Raw genomic sequence first — 16,573 nt, forward strand, 5'->3', positions numbered from 1 at the left:
CTTTTCCTGGCAAAAGATGCGCAATCCGCTCCCATTGGTCAGCCCTCAGCCCATAACGCCCCATCGATCAGCCTTTCGGAATGCTGATCTGCTATGAATCAGGAAAACGGTCGCGCCGGAATCCCCCCGGTCAAATGACGACACACCCTAGCTGCCGCTGACTCTCCCGTTCCAAGAGACGCCACCACATGCGTCCGGCCAAGAATGGGAACGATTTCGCGGGGCAACCGAACCCGGAAATAATACCTCTGTCGTCGTCTTTCGACGAAGGAACACAACGTCATCGTGGCTTCCCGTGTGTGGCACAAGCGTGTGTCACATCAGCGGGACGGCACAAAATAAATCGTGGTTTTTCAATAGGTTGTAGGTACTGGTATCCCGTAGGGGATTCGAACCCCTGTTATCGCCGTGAGAGGGCGTAAAAACTGTCCATTATCGTCCGCCCGTGTCTGCAAAAACTGTAGGAATATCACCATATGTTGCCGCCGTGTCTATGCTTGTCTAATACGAATTACCCGCGTATATTGGACAAATCATGGATGGACGGTCGGAGCCTAAGCCTTTGAATTGCGGGCGAGGTTTTCCAGCCGAACAAAGCGGTAACGGAGGCTTGGATGGCTCGCACGGTTCGCGATACGAAGCTGGAAAGCAGGACGGCACGGGGCGCACTTAAGGCTTCCGGCAAGCCCTATTGGCGAGCGATCGAGGGAGGGCTGCACCTCGGCTATCGAAAGGGCCGGACCTCCGGCAAATGGGTGCTCCGCGTGCATATGGGGGGCGCCAAGGCATACGAGACGGAGACCATCGCAACCGCCGATGACACGATAGACGCGGACGGCGACATCGTGCTGACTTTCCAGCAGGCGCAGGGCGAGGCGCGTAAGCGGTTCATCGCGCTCCGCCGGGCAGCGGCTGGTCTGCCTGCCGAGGCCGGCCCCTACACCGTCCGCTCCGCGATCGAGGATTATCTGACATGGATCGAGGCGGAAGGGCGGAAATCAGTGAAGGATGCCCGCGTTCGGGCTGCCGCGATGATCCTGCCGCGCCTCGGCGGCGTCGAGTGCGCCAAGCTCACCTCTAAGATGATCCGCGCGTGGCGGGATGCAATTGCGGCCGAGCCGGCAAGGTTGCGGACGAAGAAGGGAAAGCCACAGCAGCATCGGCAGATAATCGCCGATGACGACCCCGAAACCGTTGGCCGTCGTCGGAAGGCCACAACCAACCGCACCCTAACAGTCCTGAAAGCGGCCCTGAATCATGCTTGGCGGGAACGGCGGGTAGCATCCGATGAGGCGTGGCGGGCGGTTCAGCCGTTCCGCGAAGCCGATGCAGCGCGCTCCCGCTATCTGACGGCCGATGAGTGCCGACGCATCATCAACGCGGCTGCTGCGGAGTTCCGGCCGCTTGTCGTCGCTGCGCTCCAAACCGGCGCCCGCTTCGGCGAGCTGGGGGCTCTAACTGTGCGGGACTTCAACCCCGACAGCGGAACCCTGCATATTCGCAAGAGCAAGTCCGGCAAGGAACGCGACATCGTTCTCACCGATGAGGGCACCACGTTCTTTCGCGGATTGACTGCCGGTCGGTCCGCCGCTGATCGGCTCCTAGTAAAGGCGAACGGCGAGCGATGGGGCACATCCCATCAATCCCGCCCGATGCGTAATGCCTGCGAACACGCCCGCATTGATCCTCCGGTTTCGTTCCACACGCTTCGCCACACCTGGGCGAGCCTCGCGGTAATGGCGGGGATGTCGCTCATGGTTGTGGCCCGCAACCTCGGTCATGCCGATACGCGGATGGTCGAGAAGCACTATGGACACCTCGCGAAATCGTGGATCGCCGAGGCAGTGCGGGCTGCGGCGCCGAGGTTTGGGATTGAGGGGGGGAATGTTGCTGCGATGGCAGACCACCGGTGACACGCCCTCGCAAAAAACCACGGCAATCTCTTACCGAGAACATTTCCTTGGCCGATGTTCAGGATTTGTGGAAAGCGGCAGGATGGCGCGACGGAGGCTTAGATACAGCGGTGTGCACCGAACTCGCCGATCTGTTGAATACCCAGCGCGGGGATGCGCCCGATCCCGACGTGGAGAGGCTGCAAGCCGCCGCTCGCGCCGCTCATACCGTGCTGCTCGCCTGGTGCGCCGGCGCTTGGTATGAAGACGGCACACAACTGGCGCGGAACGGAACCATACATGAACTCGAAACTGCGCTAACTAAAGCAGCGCCTCTTCTGTGCTCCCCTTCACTGTCCCAGCAAAAGAAGCCCGACTGGTTCATTGCGGCGATCCGCATTTGGGCTGTTGCCGCTGGGCTACTGGAGCGGCATGGCCGAACCGGAGGAAAGACAGCCAATTCTGTTGCTGTTCGCTTTACCAGTGCGGCGCTCAGGTGTATCGGCTTCCCGCTTGTCACCGACAACGCGGTGTCCATCACCATCAAGAAGGCAGTCCGCAAGGTCTGACTCCCACAAGGAGGGTCAAATGCACAAGTGCAATCGACCTTCCTGACCGCCCTATCATCATAGGCCTAATCCATCGCCATCAACTTGTGCATAGGAGCACTTAGATGGACGACGAAAGAGATGCTTACGGGGTCGAGGAATTTTGCAAGCGGCACGCGATCAGCCGCGCTTACCTCTACCTATTGTGGAAGCGTGGCGATGGCCCGCGTTTCATGCAGGTTGGCGGCCGGCGCTTGATCTCGAAAGAGGCCGCGACGGACTGGCGCAAGGCAATGGAGCACGCGCCCGCTCATCAATGCGTTGCCGCCTGATACAGCAACTCCGCCGGCCGAGATGGCGCGACGGAGTTGGAAAATCTGTGAACCGCTGACACCTGTTCACTTAGCATTTTTCCGCTTCAGGTCAAGCAAATTCTTCGTCGGCGTTCCAAAAGGAACGACCCATGACCAAAGATTTCATAGCGATCCGAGATCGTATCGAAAATGCCATAATTGCCGGCATCGACCGGGCTGCTGCGAAGCGCCGGCGGCGCGATGCAATCACTTGGATCACCCCGACCGCCCGCGAATTCAATGCCGGCCCGGTAACGCCAGAAATGGCGAGGCACGCTGAATCCGTCTCGCAATTCCATTATCGGAAGCGGCTTGCCCGCGCGGCGGTGGCGCGATGACCGACACCATCACCATTCTGCGTTCACGCGGCCCTCGCCTCACGAAACTGATCCGCGCGGACGGGTCAATCGTCGGATACGACGAAGCGCGGACCTATCACGGCATCGAGCATGAAATCGAAAATCTCGACGACCTGCTCGCCGCGCTAACGTGGCTTTCATCGCGGGCAGATCGCTGCATCGTGCGCGCCGCGCTGGTCGATCCGGGCCGCACATCGCCGATCAGGCGATTGCTCTACCGTGATCCCGTCACCGGCGATGAACCGACGCTGCGGGAAGTACCGCATCACTGGTTAGCGACCGATTGGGATACGTTAGAGCGGCCTGACGACCTCGACGTAACCGATCTCCCTGGCTGCGCCGGCGTGGCACTGGCGCGGCTTCCAGCCTCGTTCCATGGCGCCGCCTGCATCGTGCAGGCCACAGGCAGCCACGGCGTCAAGCCCGGCATCCGCATCCGCATGTGGCACTGGCTGGTGCGCCCTCTCACGGGAGCCGAGGTGGGGCGCTGGCTGGACAGCGTCACGGGGATTGACCGTTCCGTCTTTCGACCGGCGCAGATCATCTACGCCGCTGCGCCCGTATTCGAGACCGGCCGCGACCATCTGCCGTACCGCATCGCCATGATCCCGGGCGTGCCGCACGTGGAACCACCATCGGCCGCAGCCCTGGCACCGCTTCCACCGAAGCCAACGGCGCCGCTCCCGCAGCCCGGAGACGCGAAAGCGGACCGATACGCCTGGGCCGCGCTCCGTAATGCCGCTGCCCGCGTCGCATCGTCCGGCGAAGGCGATCGGCACCCGACAATCTTCCGCGAGGCCCGCTCGCTGGCCCGGTTCATCGCGGCCGGCCTGCTGAGCCGGCAGGCGGTGATGCAGACACTCGAAACCGCCGCTCAGTGCGCCGGCAAGCCGCAGGGCGAAGCCTCGGCGGTGCTCGCCTGGGCAATCGCTCACCCATCGCCCGCCGACCTCAAGATTGCCTCATGATGAACGACATATCGAAGATCGAGTTGCCCGAACTGCCGCCGGTCGAGGCTTACGAAGACTTCGCGGATTACGAGATGAGCGGGGCAGACGCGCGCAAAACCGAAGCCGCAGCCCTGGCGCGCGACGCTGTGACCATCGCCCGGCTCGCGGCGATGACCGACATGGAGTTCGACCGCGCACGCAAAACCGAAGCCGCAGCCCTGGGGATCTCCGTCAACACCTTGACGAAGGAACGCAAGGCCGCCCGCAGGGCCGCTCGAAAGCCGCTCGCCGCCCCGCCCGGCTGCCAGTCGCCCCCGCTGGTCCTTCACCCCGATTCACCCCTGGAAACCGCGCGCGAATTGGTCTCGCGGCAGTTTCGGTCGGATGCAGGCCGCGCGCTCCACCATCAGCAGGGCGAGTTCTTCCGCTGGCGCGGTAGTCACTACGAGGCGGAGGGATACGAGACGATCAAGGCGAAGATCTACGAATTCCTCGATGGCGCCTCTTATGAGGTGAAGGGCGAAACGCTGCCGTTCAATCCGAACAAAACCAAGGTCGCTAACGTCCTGGAAGCCCTTGCCGCAGTGACACAGCTTCCATCCGGCACCCGCACCCCCTCCTGGCTGGACGATGCCGAACATCCGCCAGCGGCGGAAATCCTGTCATGCTCGAACGGCCTGCTGCACCTGCCAACGCGCAAGATGCTGCCGCATACCTCTCAGTTTTTTGGTCTGAACACGGTGGACTACGCCTTCGATCCCGACGCGGGAAAGCCCCTCGAATGGCTCGCTTTTCTGCACTCTCTGTGGGGGGACGATCAGGAATCAATCGACACGCTACAGGAACTTTTCGGGCTGCTACTGACGGCAGACACGTCGCACCAGAAGGCGTTTCTCGTCGTCGGACCAAAACGCAGCGGCAAGGGCACCATCGCGCGGGTTCAGACCGGCTTACTCGGCAAGGAAAACGTCGCCGGTCCAACCCTCAGCAGTCTATCGCAGAACTTCGGCCTCGCCCCGCTGATCGGCAAACCGCTCGCGATCATCTCCGACGCACGGCTAAGCGGCCGGGCGGATGCCCACACCCTGGCCGAACGTGTTCTCGCAATCACCGGCGAGGATAGCCTGACGATCGACCGTAAATTCCGCGAAGCCTGGACCGGGCACCTGCCGACGCGCTTCCTCATCCTGACGAACGAACTTCCGCGTCTGACCGACGCCAGCGGCGCCCTCGCGGGCCGCTTCATCATCCTGACGATGACCAATTCCTTCTATGGGCGCGAAGACCCCGGTCTCACGGCGCGACTGCTGCGGGAACTGCCCGCCATCTTACTGTGGGCAATGGACGGCCGCGACAGGCTCGCCGAGCGGGGGCATTTCATCCAACCGAAATCCGCAGCGGAAGCAGTCGAGGAACTCGGCAACCTCGCTAGCCCGATTGGTGCCTTCCTCCGCGACAGATGCGTCATCGACCCCTGCCGCTGCGTTGAATGCACCCGGCTTTATGAGGCTTGGGTGACATGGTGCAGCGAGCAGGGGCGCGACCATCCCGGCAACGTGCAGACTTTCGGGCGCGACCTGCGGGCAGCCGTGGCGGGGTTGAGCGTCACGCAAGTCAGAGACGATGATGGCGTTCGCTCCCGCTACTACCGCTCTCTCGATTTGGCTTGAAGGGGGGGGGCTGACACGCGCTGGCACGCGTTTCGCACCATTGCACCTCTATGTATGCGCCTATTAACGCGGATGGAAATTCGTTTCTCTCACGATATTATAAATAGTTACGGCTACAATGCAGTGGACCGCGTGTCACTGCGTGTCGGTAAGCAACCGCGACCGGCATGGACTCCCCCCCCGAAATTTTGTTACTCTCCTGTTTTTATTAAATCCATCACTGCCCGCGACGCGCCGGCCAAACTCGGCTTTTGCCGCGCCGGATGGTCACCGTCCCTCAAAAAAATCTTCGCCCATCTCCGCCACATAACGCCGCATCGCAATTGTGTGTAGCCGCTTATACACAGCGGTAAACAGCAATAAATGCTAGTAGATATAGCATTGTTTTTACACGTTTTTTTGCATTTTCCCTGCATTATGTCTAATATCTGCGAGATATCTGCTGCTGGAACAGGTCAAAACGATGCAAAACGGTTCGAAAAATACCCCAACGCTGGGCCCGCATTCGAGGCCCACTGCGCTGGCAAAACTGGACGGAAGGCGGCGCGAAGCACGCTTGATGCGCGATGCCGTGACCGCCTTGACCCGCCATGTCGGCGGCGTGCCTTCCGAGGTGCAGCGCGCGCTGATCCACCGGGCGGCCGTGCTGGCACTCCGCCTTGCGCTTATGGACGCCAAAACGGCGGACGGCATCATGCCGGAGCGCGACACACGCGAGTATCTAGCCTGGAACAATTCGTATGTGCGGACGCTCCGCCAACTCGGCCTGAAGGGCGCGGCGCAACGCGGACCCGATCTCGCCTCCTATCTGGCGTCCAAAACCGCCGCGTCGCAGCCGAGTGCCGGCGCGTGATCTATATCGGCATTGATCCTGGCGCGTCCGGTGCTATCGCCGTGCTGGACGCCGGCGGCCAGATAGTGAGCATAGCCGACATGCCGACGATCATGGTCCGCGTCGGCAAGACCGAGCGGCATCGTGTCTCACCGGCCATGCTCGCTCACCTCTTCGAGATGGATCAGCACGCCGTGCAAATGGTCGTGCTGGAAAAGGTTGGCGGGATGACCGGTCAATCCGCCAGCGCCGCCTTCACCTTCGGTTATGGGGCCGGCATCGTCGAAGGGGTGCTGGCGGCGCTGAAATTGCCCGTTGCCCTGGTCACACCGCAATCGTGGAAGCGCAGCGCCGGCATTGCCACGGACAAGGGGGCGGCGCGAGAGGCGGCGATGAGGCTATGGCCTGCACACGCAAGCCGTTTCGCCCGGGTGAAGGATGATGGACGTGCCGAGGCCGCACTAATCGCCCGCCATGGATGGCTGAGGGTGGCGAGGGTGGCGGCATGATTGCACCGGCCGTTGCCATCGATGACCCGCATTTGCTCGGTCCGTCCTTTCAGGGACCGTCATGGGACTTGTGGCGGGCAATCCTAAAGGCCGCGTTCGGCGAGCCGATGACGGACGATGAACGAGCGCGGTTTCGCGAGGTTGCCGAGCGTGATCCGCCGAAGCGCCGGGTTCGCGAGTTATGGGTGATTGCCGGGCGGCGCAGCGGCAAGGATAGCGTCGCGGCTGCCATCGCCACGGTTGCCGCCATGGGCGAGTACCGGGCGCATCTGCGCCCTGGCGAGCGGGCTTCCATCATGTGTCTGGCCAGTGATCGTGGGCAGTCGAAGATCGTTCACCGCTACATCCTGGGCAATTTTACCACAGTTCCGTTGCTTTCACCGCTGATCGAGCGATCGACCGAGGAAACCATCGAACTGAGCAACCGTGTCGAGGTCATCGTTTCGACCAATTCCTATCGAGCGGTGCGCGGTCGCAGCATCGTCTGCGCCATCTTCGATGAGGTCGCTTTCTGGCGCGATGAAGCATCCGCAACGCCGGATATCGAGACCTACAACGCGATCGAGCCGAGCCTTGTGACACTGCCGGGCTCGATGCTGATCGGCATTTCATCGCCCTATCGCCGCTCCGGTTTGCTGTTCGAGCGCTGGCAGCGGTTCTATGGCACCGATGACGATGACATTCTGGTGGTGCGTGGTCCGTCCAAGCTGTTCAACCCGACGCTTCCGCAGTCGATCATCGACCGAGCGCTGGAACGTGACCCTGAAGCGGCGGCGGCTGAATGGCTGGCCGAGTGGCGCAGCGATATTGCCGATTTCGTGAGCCGCGAGGTAGTGGACGCGGTAGTGGCGCATGGCGTGTTTGAGCGCTCGCCAGGGCCGGGCGTCACCTATTGCGGTTTCGTCGATCCGAGCGGCGGCAGTTCCGATGCCATGACCTTGGGTATCGCCCATCTCGACCGCGACGGTATCGCCATCCTCGACGCGATCCGCGAGGTGAGGCCGCCGTTTTCGCCGGAAAGCGTGGTGACTGACTTTTCGACCCTGCTGAAGGGATATGGCATCACCACGGTCTACGGCGACCGCTATGCAGGCGAGTGGCCGCGCGAGCGGTTTGCGCTTCAAGGTATCCGATACGCGACGGCGGATAAGCCCAAGAACGACCTATACCGCGATGCACTGCCGTTGCTGAACAGCGCGAAGGTGCAACTACTCGACCATACTCGCCTCGCGGCGCAACTCTGCGCTTTGGAACGTCGCACGTCGCGCGGCGGCAGGGATTCGATCGACCATCCGCCAGGCGGCCATGACGACGTCGCGAATGCCGCAATGGGCGCTTTGCTGCACGCCAAGGTGAAACCACCGCAACCGGCGCGGATGGTGCGGCTCAATATCATGGCGAGATAAGTTGTCTCTTGTCGTCTAAAGTTATCTATTGTTGTCGTCTGGTATATAGCTGAATAAATTTCACTTTTTATTGTATCCTATGCTGTTCTTTGCTATATATGGCAAAGATGAATGAGGAATAACGACTTTGGCCAAGCCGTTTTCAGAAATGACGCCAGTTGAAGCGGCCGTGAATCGCCACAGGCTTCGCCATGGATTCGACGCCGGCTGGACCGAGGATATTGGCGTGCGCCACCTGCCCGGCCGCGAGGGCGACGTGGTGCAGGCCGCCATCCTCGATCACGTCAACAAGACCATGAGCGCGACGAATGCTGCCCATGCGCGTGAGCGGGCCCTTGGCGACACACTGCGCCGGCTTGGCCTCGACACGTGAAAGGAACGGCGATGAATCTGCAAAATATTCTCAACCTTCGGGATCCCGCCGTGCCCCAGCGGGCACGCGGCGATTTCGATGAAGCTCATGGCCGTGTGCAGGCGGCACAACAGGCCGTCGCGGACGCCGAACAGGCGGTTGCCGCCGCACGCGATGCACGCTCCGCGCTGGTCCGGCGGGCCGGCGCTGGTGAGGCGGTCGAGGCCGCCGCACTGGCGGAAGCCGAGACGGCCATTCGGGATGCCGGGGACCGCGTTCTGTTCTGCCGTGACGCCGTCGCCGCTGCCGAAGCGACTAAGCGCGCCGCCGATGAAGCCCTGCGCACCGCCGAACGCCGCGCATGGGAACCAGTCCTTCGCGCGGGCATCCACTTGCGAATCGAGGGCGCCGAGATGATCGTGCAAGCCAAGAAACATCTCGCCGATGGCGAAGCGGTTTTTGGGGCCGGGCTTGAAGCTGTAGGGCGCGCGATCGCCGCGGGCGTCGAACTTAGACTTGGCTTTCACCCGTCCGCGAACCCGGAAATGTTCGCTGGCGTGCTTCGGCCCGAACACCCATTCCCGGACGCCGAGCGGCGCACCTGGGCGGCGCATCTCGACGCCCGCGGCGACGTGATCCTGCCCGAATCCGCCCGCAAGCTGCTGGAAGCCACCGAATGACCGTAGGCAGCGTCAGCCCGTTCACTCCCGCAGGAACCGTCGCGATTGCGGTTTCCCATCGGCGCGCGCTCACTGGCCCGGCGAGTTTCTCCATCGACTCGCCGGGCGCTTTTCTGAGGCAGCCCATAAATGACTCGGCTGCTCCTACACGTCCGAAACAAGGCAAGCGGTGAACTGACATGTCATCCACCCTCGGGACGCCTGTTCCGCTTTCGACCGTCGCGCAGCAGATCGCGCCGCTTCGCCTAACCAAGAAGGAGATTCCAATTTTTACGGCATCCAAAATCAGCAACGAAGTCGGTAAGCTGAATGGCATCGACCGGATTCTGCAAGCCAAACTGCTGAGCGGCAAGAACTCAGTGACAGCAATTGCCGCAGTCGTCGCCCCACACTTCCACGATCGGCGGAAGGCTGCCTGTCCGCGCATTCCGGCTCGTGAACTATCCCCTCAAGTCAAGCACAGGATCAAGGGAAAATGGCTGAAACATTGCTGAACGAAACCAAGGACGAGACGATCACGGATACGCTCGGGCGTTCGATCGTCATGCGACTGCTCGACTTCAAGGGGCGGCATAGGCTGTTCAAGGTCGTGGGACGCGCCGCGCAAGGGAATGAAGCATTCCTGGCGGACTGCATGATGTTCGCATCGGTGGTATCGATCGATGGCACCCCGGTCCCCCCGCCGACCGAAAGATCGGACGTGGAACCGATCATCGACGCCCTTGGCGAGGCTGGCGGCAATGCGGTGCAGGATTGGTTCGCCAATCGCGCGAGCGCTGAAAACGAAGTGGTCACCACCGCAAAAAACTGAGTGAAAGCCCGGACTTTACCGGGCGCTGCTACATCCTGTCGAAGGGCGTGCCTTGGGATGTGGCCTTTGAGATGGGCGAAGCTGAATTGCTCGCCTTCGTGGTGACGATGGGCGGCTTCGACGGCAATGAATGGGATTGGCGCTCCCTTCGGTGGAAGGACCGAAAGTGATGGGGTTAGTTAGTTTGGCCACGGCGATGGAGCGGATCGAGCGGTCTGCCCTGGCCATGGAAGAGATGGAGCATCGCGTTCTCACCGAAGCGGCCAAGGCGATTCAGAAGGGCGCGAAAGAGCAGATCGGTCATTATCTGACCGAGGATGACGGTAAATTCGGGTCCTGGTTACCGCTCGCGGAATCGACCGTCGAAGACAAGGAAAAGCAGGGCTATGCGCCGCCCGATAACCCACTGTTGCGCGAAGGGGATGTCCGCGAGAGCATTGAATACACCGTGTCCGGTGCTGAAGCGCAGATCGGTTCGAATTCCGACATCGCGCTTTACCAGGAGCTTGGCACGCGCGGTCCTGGCGTGGGTGCGAGCGGCTTTCACGTGCCACCCCGCTCCTTCCTCGGCTCAACCGCCTTCCGGCTGAAAGACAAGATCGGCCAGCAAGTCGGCTATTCGATAGTGTCGGCGCTGATCGAAGGAAAGCAGACAGTCGTGCACATCAAAGACTGAAAAGGAACCCAGCAGAGAATGGACGTTTACAAAATCGGAGTCTCCCTAACGCTCCGCAATGGTGTGTCCGCCGGCCTCCGGCTGCTCCGCCACGACCTCGGCGGCGTCATGAAGGCGCTGGACAAGGCGAAGAACGGCACCGGGGCTATGGCGACCAACTTCATCAAGATGGGCGCGGCGGCTACGACGGCTGGCGTTGCGATCCTCGGCGTCTACGACAAGCTTGCGACGGCCGGCGCGGCATTTGTCCATCAACAAACCCTCGCACTCGAAATGGCCGTCCGACACGCCACCCAAGCGAAGCTGACCGGGCAGGCGTGGCGCACCGCCTATGCGATCCCCGGCACGTCGGTTGCCGGAAACTACCGGCGCGGACTTGAGGCGCGCAGCGCCGTGGGCGGTTCGCGCGCCGTGGCGCTCAATCCTACGATGGGCGCGGCGCATGTCGTCATGGCGGTCGCCGGGTATCACGGCGAAAAGGCAACCAACTACCTGATGAAGTCGATCGAACTGCTCGGCGCGACAGTGGCTCGCAAGACGGGCAAGTTCTCGGTCCCGCAGACGCAAAAGGCGTTCACCCAAGCGCTTTCGGCGATGCTGCTGACCGGCTTCCGGTTCAACCCCAATGAACTATTTGCCATGCTGAAGCGGTCGAGCACCTATGCCAGGATGATGACACCGGGCGCGTTCTTCCGGTCGATGATGACGCCGGCGCAGGAAATGGGTGGCGCGGCGGCCGGTACGGCGCTAACGAGCCTGATGATGCAGCTCATGGGTGGCCGGATGAGCAAGGCGGTGGCTGACAACCTGGCGCATATCGGCATCCTGACCGCGGGCAGCTACAAGGCGATCGGGGGTGGTTATGTCGAGATCAGGAACCCGTTGAAAGACGTGAAGGGATTGCCGCTGCTAGCGAAACGCGGCGCGGCGGACTGGACCCATGATGTCCTGCGGCCGGCGCTGCTCGCGCACGGCTACAAGTCCCAGATGGAGCAGATGGTCGAACTGTCGCGCATCACGTCCGGCCGCACTCAGGCGCGTCTACTCGCCACCTATCTGACCATGTGGCCGCAATATCTGAAGGATGTTGCGCAGAAGCGCCGAATCGATGCCCTGGGGCTGATGGGTGTGCTCAGGTTCGTCGAGAAGCACGACCCCTACGCGGCGCAGCGCGGCGTCTCGAAAGCCTGGGGCAATTTCACCACCGCGCTCGGGGTTGCGGCGACCAAGACGCTGGTGCCCGTGTTGCACGACCTGACTCGCGGTTTGAACCACCTGTCGCAATGGGCGAACGCGCATCCGCACACCGTCCGCAAGATCGACACCGCTCTTGTCGATGTCGGGGCTGGGTTGGCGACGTTCGGCGCGGTGCTGGCGGGTGCCGGCCTGACAATGCTCGTGGGTCCAGAGGGACTGCTCGTCGGACTCGCATCTTCGATCTTCGCGGTTCACACCGCACTGAACCAGAACTGGGTTGCACCGGCCAAGGGCATCAAGACCGCCACCGGCGGCCTCAAGGCCCTGTTCGCCGAGATCGAGCGCATCGCCAAGTTTCTGGGCCATGCCGACGCGATCCTGAACGGGATCAACAAGAACGTGTCGGGCGCGGGCAAATGGGGATACACCCATATCACCAAGCCGATCGAGCGCCTGCCCGGCGCCGTGATGCGTTACTTTGACGGCAACGGTGGCCGGCGGGTCCATCACGGGAGCGCAATCGGCGGTTACGATACGTGGGGACCCGGCGCACCTCCATCGGCGCACAGCAGCGCCGACAACGGCCTGATCCCCACGGTGAATATTGGGAACTGGGGCGAAGGCCAGCGCGCCATCAAGCACGGCCTTGCCGCCTCCCTGAACCAAAACCAGTCCAGCACCACCGGCTTCAACGGGCGCGTCTCGCCCTACGGCACCCCGGCATTCACCGGGCCATGAGCGGTGCTTTCGTCACCGTCTTGCCGGGCCAGTTTGGCTTCATCCGGCCTGATGGCGGGACCGGAAACATCCTTGCATGCGCCGCCGCTATGGCTGCCCTGCCTGAACCGCCCTGCCGTGGCGAGCGGGTGCGCTTCCGCGTTGTTATGACACCGGACGGCAGGCGCCGGGCGATCGACCTGGTGTTGATCGAGAAGGAAACCACGCGATGAATACCCTTCACAATTCGCAGGGTAATCCCGCCGCGCAGACCGTCCTACGCGAAGGCAATGACATTATTTCGCCAATGCTTGACTGGCAGGATTTGCGGGCTTGATGTCATTCAGTTTGCAGTCTTTCATCACGGTTGCCATGGCTGCCGTTGATCCGCTGGCACCGAAATTGTCGGATTGCTTGTTCCCCAAGAAACTGACGCCAACAGAGACTATGCGGGCCGCTTTGGAGATCGCTTCTACCGCTTCGACGGTGGCATAATCGCGACCATCGACCACGAAACCGGCAAAATGATTGTTCCAAGGTCGAAGGGAGGCACCAAGCTTCATCACCTTCCCGCCATCAACTTTTAGTAGGAGATCAACCGGGATTGATGCCGCGCCGCCCGACATTTCATCCAAATCTTTGCGCGATGCCTGGAAGATATATGCCAGATCCAGCGTGTTCTTTTGGTCGCACTGGACTATAAGCCCGTCGCCAGACGGCGCGATAGATGCTGCCTCTACCGTTCGCTGGCCGAATACATCCGGTTGAGAGACATGGGCGAACCATTGTGCCGTCGCTGCAGGCGACATGGCACAAAGGATAAATGTCAGCATGGCTGCGAGATAATGGGATTTCTTCATGACAGCCTCCCTGTCTTGCCCGCAGTCTATGCCCGCGTTTGGTGGGGAGTCGAATCATTTTCACCACCGCACGAAGTCTTGGCTCTGGAAAATCGCGGAAAACCTGCACTGCGCCGAAACTTTCGCCACGCGGTCGCATAGGAGAAGGAAGGCCTAAAAGCGGCATCAACGCGGCGGTCCCCGAACTTGGCATAGACCGGACGGAAGCGCAGCACGCGATGAAGATCGCCTCCCTCACCCCGGAAGCGAAAGCGGTGGCTATTCGGCCGCGACCTGCGCCGGTGGTAGTTCCCTTACACGACTGCGGACATCCAGGATTTCGATGCCAATCACGTTTCCGTCTTTGTCGTAATCCAGCATGATGCCGGGCGCGACCTCGCGGGTATCCGCCGAAACGGCATTCTCCCGAGCAAGCCACACGAACATCGCATCCGCTGTCGGATCGTAGCTGGTCTTCAACATCATAGTGCCCTTCGCTTCAAAGCGTCGCGATCAGGATAGGCGGTCAGAACGACAATATCGTCATCCTCGGGCCAATGCACAACACGCAGTATGCGACCATCAATCTCATCAATCGCCTTGTAGGACCGGGTGCGGCTCGGCTTTGCCGGGTCTGTATCCGTCCAATCCGGGCGCTCGATCGCCGCCGCAACCCAATCACGCTTGATACCGCGCTTCGCAAGCGCTTCCTCAGCATGGGGAAGATAGCGGATCATGGGCCGGACTGACCAACACTATTTTTAGCTTGCTTCCTCAACCTCACGCCTGCCCCGCCGCCGTTTTCCGCGATGAACTCGACGCCGGCCGCTTCTAGGGCGGTGCGGATGGCTAGTAAGTTATTCTGATAAGGAGTTCGCGCCCCCCTCTCAAAATCTACAATCGTTTGCCGAGCGGTCTTAGCGAGTTTTGCCAATTCTGTTTGAGATAGGCCAAGCAACGCCCGCCCCGCCCTGCATTGCGATGGATGTAGGACGATATCAGCCAAGTTCGTTCTTTCTAATTGACGTTTGCATCATGATGTGTCAGATTAATTGAGGTTGGGCATTTATACAACCAAAATCGGCCGAGCGGAGTGGTCACGCACCACGCCCGGCCTAACCCTCAACATGGAAGGCCCATGCAGATGGCTACCGACGACCATACTCCCGTTCGCACCGCCGCGAACAGCACCCACCCCATCACCCTCGACCTGCCGGCGATTCATACGGCTGCGGCGGATATCTGGGATATCCGCCGCATCGTTCACCGCCTCGATATCGAACTGCTCGCCTTCACCGACGAACTGCCGCCCGATGAACTGGCCCGGTGCGGCGTGATGGCCCGCGAGATCGAGCGGGTATTTGACCAAGCGACCGAGAAGGAGGCACGGCCATGAACGGCCACCACCTGGCCGGCCTCGCGGCCGGCGTCGCCGCTGTCCTGGTTGCGCCGATCGCCGCGGAGGCAGCACCGAACGCCGATGCCGAACTGATTGCGTTGTGCGCCCGGTTCGATGCGCTGACACGCTATAAGGGGGCGGTAATGGCTATTCCTGGCCTCACGATCGCCGAAGAAAAGGAGCGCGACAGAACGTTGGCCCCTCTCAGGGCCGAGCAGGAACGCTTGCTCGACCAGATCACCGACACCGATATGGCGGCGAAGACGCTGGAAGGCGTCAAGGCGCGCTATCGCATGATCATGCTCTACGGGCCGGAGTGCATCGAATCGGCGTCCGACTGGGAGGAAATGATGATCGGCGCTTTCCTGCTCGACCTGGGGAAGAGTGAAATCATGGGCATGATCGGAGCCGGCACCCCCGAGAAGCCTGAGACGGCTCTAGCGTCTATCCCTGACCGGCTGCGCCCAGGCGAGGTTTCCGCGGATTCGATCGCCAGCGTTCGCGATGATCTGCATGGCTTGGCGCTGCTGGCGGTTGCCACTGCTGGACTTGATGAAGCAGGGCACCAGATCGAGGCCGAGGCGGTCCAGGGGCTTGGAGACCTCGCCCGGCAGGCGCGGGACCGGCTCGACAAGGCGCTGGCCGATGCGAAGGCGCGAACGTAAGCGCCGGCAACATGTTGACAGGTCAGTGTTCCTGGCCCAACAATCGCCCATTATCATCAAACGCTTGATACAGACCCTCGGCCCCGATCCACACCGGGGCCGTTCTTTTGTGGGGTGTCGGAATTAACGACACCCTTGAGGGTGTGCGAGTTCTGCACACCCTCAAGGGGTATATACATCTCATGCCCCCTTCACTCAATCTCTGACGGGTCCGTTTTTGGACCCGAGCGCGCATGGTCTCCGCAATTTTGCGGCGTTCAAAATCAATGGCTTAGGCATTCCGCGAATTTGCGGAATCAAGTCGCTGCAGCGGAGGGGTTGGAGATCGCCCCCGAAGCTTTCGAACCGCTGCTTGCCACCCTTACACCTCGGCGGGGTCGGGTGCAGAAGGCGCGGGGTCGGGTGCAAGCCGAATAGCACGCGGCACACCGGGAACGAGGCGCGCGGCCCTGGGGCAACCTGGGGCCGTTTTCGTTCGGGCACCGCGTTCACAACCACGTGATGGGCAATGTCCAAAAGAGGCTAGCCGCGTCTACGGCAATCCATCCCCATATATCAGCCAGACATTAGACATGGATTGGAGGGATATCGTGTAAGTGTTTGAAATCGCTGGTATCCCGTAGGGGATTCGAACCCCTGTTATCGCCGTGAGAGGGCGACGTCCTAGGCCTCTAGACGAACGGGACGGCGGAAGGTTGGGTAGCCGAGCCGGGATATC

Annotated in this window: 23 protein-coding genes and 1 tRNA gene; 18 read left to right on the forward strand and 6 right to left on the reverse strand. The window is 61.5% G+C overall.

Annotated features, from left to right (window positions below; all coding sequences use genetic code 11):
- Positions 1–98 precede the first annotated feature (98 nt).
- Positions 99–284, reverse strand: a complete 186-nt coding sequence (locus tag L2A60_RS20915) for a DUF6538 domain-containing protein (protein WP_407932558.1) — start codon at positions 282–284, stop codon at positions 99–101.
- A gap of 330 nt (positions 285–614) precedes the next feature.
- On the opposite strand from L2A60_RS20915, the gene L2A60_RS13840 reads away from it, so the two are divergent.
- From L2A60_RS13840 to L2A60_RS13915, 16 genes are all read left to right on the forward strand, one after another.
- Positions 615–1,913, forward strand: a complete 1,299-nt coding sequence (locus tag L2A60_RS13840; protein WP_235705023.1) for a tyrosine-type recombinase/integrase — start codon at positions 615–617, stop codon at positions 1,911–1,913.
- A gap of 47 nt (positions 1,914–1,960) precedes the next feature.
- Entirely contained in the window at positions 1,961–2,461 is a 501-nt protein-coding gene (locus L2A60_RS13845) for a hypothetical protein (protein ID WP_235705024.1), read from the forward strand.
- A 104-nt stretch (positions 2,462–2,565) separates the two neighbouring features.
- Complete coding sequence (locus tag L2A60_RS13850; protein WP_235705025.1) at positions 2,566–2,772, forward strand: hypothetical protein; 207 nt, start codon at positions 2,566–2,568, stop codon at positions 2,770–2,772.
- A gap of 131 nt (positions 2,773–2,903) precedes the next feature.
- Complete coding sequence (locus L2A60_RS13855; protein ID WP_235705026.1) at positions 2,904–3,131, forward strand: hypothetical protein; 228 nt, start codon at positions 2,904–2,906, stop codon at positions 3,129–3,131.
- Positions 3,128–4,120 carry a hypothetical protein gene (locus tag L2A60_RS13860; protein ID WP_235705027.1) on the forward strand — a complete coding sequence of 331 codons (993 nt, stop codon included), beginning with the start codon at positions 3,128–3,130 and terminating at the stop codon, positions 4,118–4,120. The genes L2A60_RS13855 and L2A60_RS13860 overlap by 4 nt, the downstream gene beginning before the upstream one ends.
- Positions 4,117–5,772, forward strand: a complete 1,656-nt coding sequence (locus L2A60_RS13865; protein ID WP_235705028.1) for a DNA primase family protein — start codon at positions 4,117–4,119, stop codon at positions 5,770–5,772. The genes L2A60_RS13860 and L2A60_RS13865 overlap by 4 nt, the downstream gene beginning before the upstream one ends.
- Before the next feature lie 559 nt (positions 5,773–6,331).
- A complete protein-coding gene (locus L2A60_RS13870) occupies positions 6,332–6,625 on the forward strand; it encodes a hypothetical protein (protein ID WP_235705029.1) in 294 nt (97 codons plus the stop codon).
- Positions 6,622–7,113, forward strand: a complete 492-nt coding sequence (locus L2A60_RS13875) for a RuvC family protein (protein WP_235705030.1) — start codon at positions 6,622–6,624, stop codon at positions 7,111–7,113. The genes L2A60_RS13870 and L2A60_RS13875 overlap by 4 nt, the downstream gene beginning before the upstream one ends.
- On the forward strand, positions 7,083–8,519 hold the full coding sequence (locus L2A60_RS13880) for a terminase large subunit domain-containing protein (protein ID WP_235705031.1): 1,437 nt from the start codon (positions 7,083–7,085) through the stop codon (positions 8,517–8,519). Before L2A60_RS13875 ends, L2A60_RS13880 begins: the two co-directional genes overlap by 31 nt.
- Positions 8,520–8,646: 127 nt before the next feature.
- Complete coding sequence (locus tag L2A60_RS13885) at positions 8,647–8,892, forward strand: hypothetical protein (protein ID WP_235705032.1); 246 nt, start codon at positions 8,647–8,649, stop codon at positions 8,890–8,892.
- Positions 8,893–8,903: 11 nt separating this feature from the next.
- Entirely contained in the window at positions 8,904–9,551 is a 648-nt protein-coding gene (locus L2A60_RS13890; RefSeq protein ID WP_235705033.1) for a hypothetical protein, read from the forward strand.
- 179 nt (positions 9,552–9,730) lie between these two features.
- Positions 9,731–10,045, forward strand: a complete 315-nt coding sequence (locus L2A60_RS13895; protein ID WP_235705034.1) for a hypothetical protein — start codon at positions 9,731–9,733, stop codon at positions 10,043–10,045.
- Positions 10,027–10,362: a hypothetical protein gene (locus L2A60_RS13900; RefSeq protein ID WP_235705035.1), complete on the forward strand. Its 336-nt coding sequence runs from the start codon at positions 10,027–10,029 to the stop codon at positions 10,360–10,362. The genes L2A60_RS13895 and L2A60_RS13900 overlap by 19 nt, the downstream gene beginning before the upstream one ends.
- A gap of 196 nt (positions 10,363–10,558) precedes the next feature.
- The gene (locus tag L2A60_RS13905) at positions 10,559–11,038 is read left to right on the forward strand and encodes a hypothetical protein (protein ID WP_235705036.1); all 480 of its coding nucleotides are present in this window, start codon (positions 10,559–10,561) and stop codon (positions 11,036–11,038) included.
- Between the two features lie 18 nt (positions 11,039–11,056).
- Positions 11,057–12,973 (forward strand): phage tail tape measure protein, encoded by a 1,917-nt coding sequence (locus L2A60_RS13910; RefSeq protein WP_235705037.1) that lies wholly within the window; start codon positions 11,057–11,059, stop codon positions 12,971–12,973.
- Positions 12,970–13,185 carry a hypothetical protein gene (locus L2A60_RS13915; protein WP_235705038.1) on the forward strand — a complete coding sequence of 72 codons (216 nt, stop codon included), beginning with the start codon at positions 12,970–12,972 and terminating at the stop codon, positions 13,183–13,185. The genes L2A60_RS13910 and L2A60_RS13915 overlap by 4 nt, the downstream gene beginning before the upstream one ends.
- A gap of 63 nt (positions 13,186–13,248) precedes the next feature.
- Here the strand turns inward: L2A60_RS13915 and L2A60_RS13920 are convergent, their stop codons facing one another.
- The 4 genes from L2A60_RS13920 to L2A60_RS13935 all read right to left on the reverse strand — a co-directional run bounded on the left by L2A60_RS13920 (position 13,249) and on the right by L2A60_RS13935 (position 14,797).
- Positions 13,249–13,812, reverse strand: a complete 564-nt coding sequence (locus L2A60_RS13920) for a hypothetical protein (protein ID WP_235705039.1) — start codon at positions 13,810–13,812, stop codon at positions 13,249–13,251.
- 258 nt (positions 13,813–14,070) lie between these two features.
- Positions 14,071–14,277: a DUF2283 domain-containing protein gene (locus L2A60_RS13925; protein ID WP_235705041.1), complete on the reverse strand. Its 207-nt coding sequence runs from the start codon at positions 14,275–14,277 to the stop codon at positions 14,071–14,073.
- On the reverse strand, positions 14,274–14,528 hold the full coding sequence (locus L2A60_RS13930) for a DUF4258 domain-containing protein (RefSeq protein WP_235705042.1): 255 nt from the start codon (positions 14,526–14,528) through the stop codon (positions 14,274–14,276). The genes L2A60_RS13925 and L2A60_RS13930 overlap by 4 nt, the downstream gene beginning before the upstream one ends.
- Positions 14,525–14,797: a helix-turn-helix transcriptional regulator gene (locus tag L2A60_RS13935; RefSeq protein WP_329603583.1), complete on the reverse strand. Its 273-nt coding sequence runs from the start codon at positions 14,795–14,797 to the stop codon at positions 14,525–14,527. Before L2A60_RS13935 ends, L2A60_RS13930 begins: the two co-directional genes overlap by 4 nt.
- 138 nt (positions 14,798–14,935) lie before the next feature.
- Between L2A60_RS13935 and L2A60_RS13940 the strand changes: the two genes are divergently transcribed.
- Both L2A60_RS13940 and L2A60_RS13945 read left to right on the forward strand, forming a co-directional pair.
- Positions 14,936–15,187 (forward strand): hypothetical protein, encoded by a 252-nt coding sequence (locus L2A60_RS13940; protein ID WP_235705044.1) that lies wholly within the window; start codon positions 14,936–14,938, stop codon positions 15,185–15,187.
- On the forward strand, positions 15,184–15,855 hold the full coding sequence (locus L2A60_RS13945; RefSeq protein WP_235705046.1) for a hypothetical protein: 672 nt from the start codon (positions 15,184–15,186) through the stop codon (positions 15,853–15,855). Before L2A60_RS13940 ends, L2A60_RS13945 begins: the two co-directional genes overlap by 4 nt.
- 610 nt (positions 15,856–16,465) lie before the next feature.
- Here L2A60_RS13945 and L2A60_RS13950 read toward each other — a convergent pair.
- Positions 16,466–16,541 (reverse strand) — tRNA-Glu (locus tag L2A60_RS13950).
- Positions 16,542–16,573: the final 32 nt, after the last annotated feature.

Origin of the sequence: Acidiphilium iwatense (genome assembly GCF_021556475.1) — a bacterium.
In the GTDB taxonomy this organism is placed as follows: domain Bacteria; phylum Pseudomonadota; class Alphaproteobacteria; order Acetobacterales; family Acetobacteraceae; genus Acidiphilium; species Acidiphilium iwatense.

Excerpts from the sequence above, each read along its gene's own strand:
- L2A60_RS20915 (WP_407932558.1), bottom strand. The coding sequence starts at position 284 with ATGACGTTGTGTTCCTTCGTCGAAAGACGACGACAGAGGTATTATTTC.
- L2A60_RS13840 (WP_235705023.1), top strand. The coding sequence starts at position 615 with ATGGCTCGCACGGTTCGCGATACGAAGCTGGAAAGCAGGACGGCACGG.
- L2A60_RS13850 (WP_235705025.1), top strand. The coding sequence starts at position 2,566 with ATGGACGACGAAAGAGATGCTTACGGGGTCGAGGAATTTTGCAAGCGG.
- L2A60_RS13855 (WP_235705026.1), top strand. The coding sequence starts at position 2,904 with ATGACCAAAGATTTCATAGCGATCCGAGATCGTATCGAAAATGCCATA.
- L2A60_RS13860 (WP_235705027.1), top strand. The coding sequence starts at position 3,128 with ATGACCGACACCATCACCATTCTGCGTTCACGCGGCCCTCGCCTCACG.
- L2A60_RS13865 (WP_235705028.1), top strand. The coding sequence starts at position 4,117 with ATGATGAACGACATATCGAAGATCGAGTTGCCCGAACTGCCGCCGGTC.
- L2A60_RS13870 (WP_235705029.1), top strand. The coding sequence starts at position 6,332 with ATGCGCGATGCCGTGACCGCCTTGACCCGCCATGTCGGCGGCGTGCCT.
- L2A60_RS13880 (WP_235705031.1), top strand. The coding sequence starts at position 7,083 with ATGGCTGAGGGTGGCGAGGGTGGCGGCATGATTGCACCGGCCGTTGCC.
- L2A60_RS13890 (WP_235705033.1), top strand. The coding sequence starts at position 8,904 with ATGAATCTGCAAAATATTCTCAACCTTCGGGATCCCGCCGTGCCCCAG.
- L2A60_RS13895 (WP_235705034.1), top strand. The coding sequence starts at position 9,731 with ATGTCATCCACCCTCGGGACGCCTGTTCCGCTTTCGACCGTCGCGCAG.
- L2A60_RS13900 (WP_235705035.1), top strand. The coding sequence starts at position 10,027 with ATGGCTGAAACATTGCTGAACGAAACCAAGGACGAGACGATCACGGAT.
- L2A60_RS13905 (WP_235705036.1), top strand. The coding sequence starts at position 10,559 with ATGGAGCGGATCGAGCGGTCTGCCCTGGCCATGGAAGAGATGGAGCAT.
- L2A60_RS13910 (WP_235705037.1), top strand. The coding sequence starts at position 11,057 with ATGGACGTTTACAAAATCGGAGTCTCCCTAACGCTCCGCAATGGTGTG.
- L2A60_RS13915 (WP_235705038.1), top strand. The coding sequence starts at position 12,970 with ATGAGCGGTGCTTTCGTCACCGTCTTGCCGGGCCAGTTTGGCTTCATC.
- L2A60_RS13920 (WP_235705039.1), bottom strand. The coding sequence starts at position 13,812 with ATGAAGAAATCCCATTATCTCGCAGCCATGCTGACATTTATCCTTTGT.
- L2A60_RS13925 (WP_235705041.1), bottom strand. The coding sequence starts at position 14,277 with ATGATGTTGAAGACCAGCTACGATCCGACAGCGGATGCGATGTTCGTG.
- L2A60_RS13930 (WP_235705042.1), bottom strand. The coding sequence starts at position 14,528 with ATGATCCGCTATCTTCCCCATGCTGAGGAAGCGCTTGCGAAGCGCGGT.
- L2A60_RS13940 (WP_235705044.1), top strand. The coding sequence starts at position 14,936 with ATGGCTACCGACGACCATACTCCCGTTCGCACCGCCGCGAACAGCACC.
- L2A60_RS13945 (WP_235705046.1), top strand. The coding sequence starts at position 15,184 with ATGAACGGCCACCACCTGGCCGGCCTCGCGGCCGGCGTCGCCGCTGTC.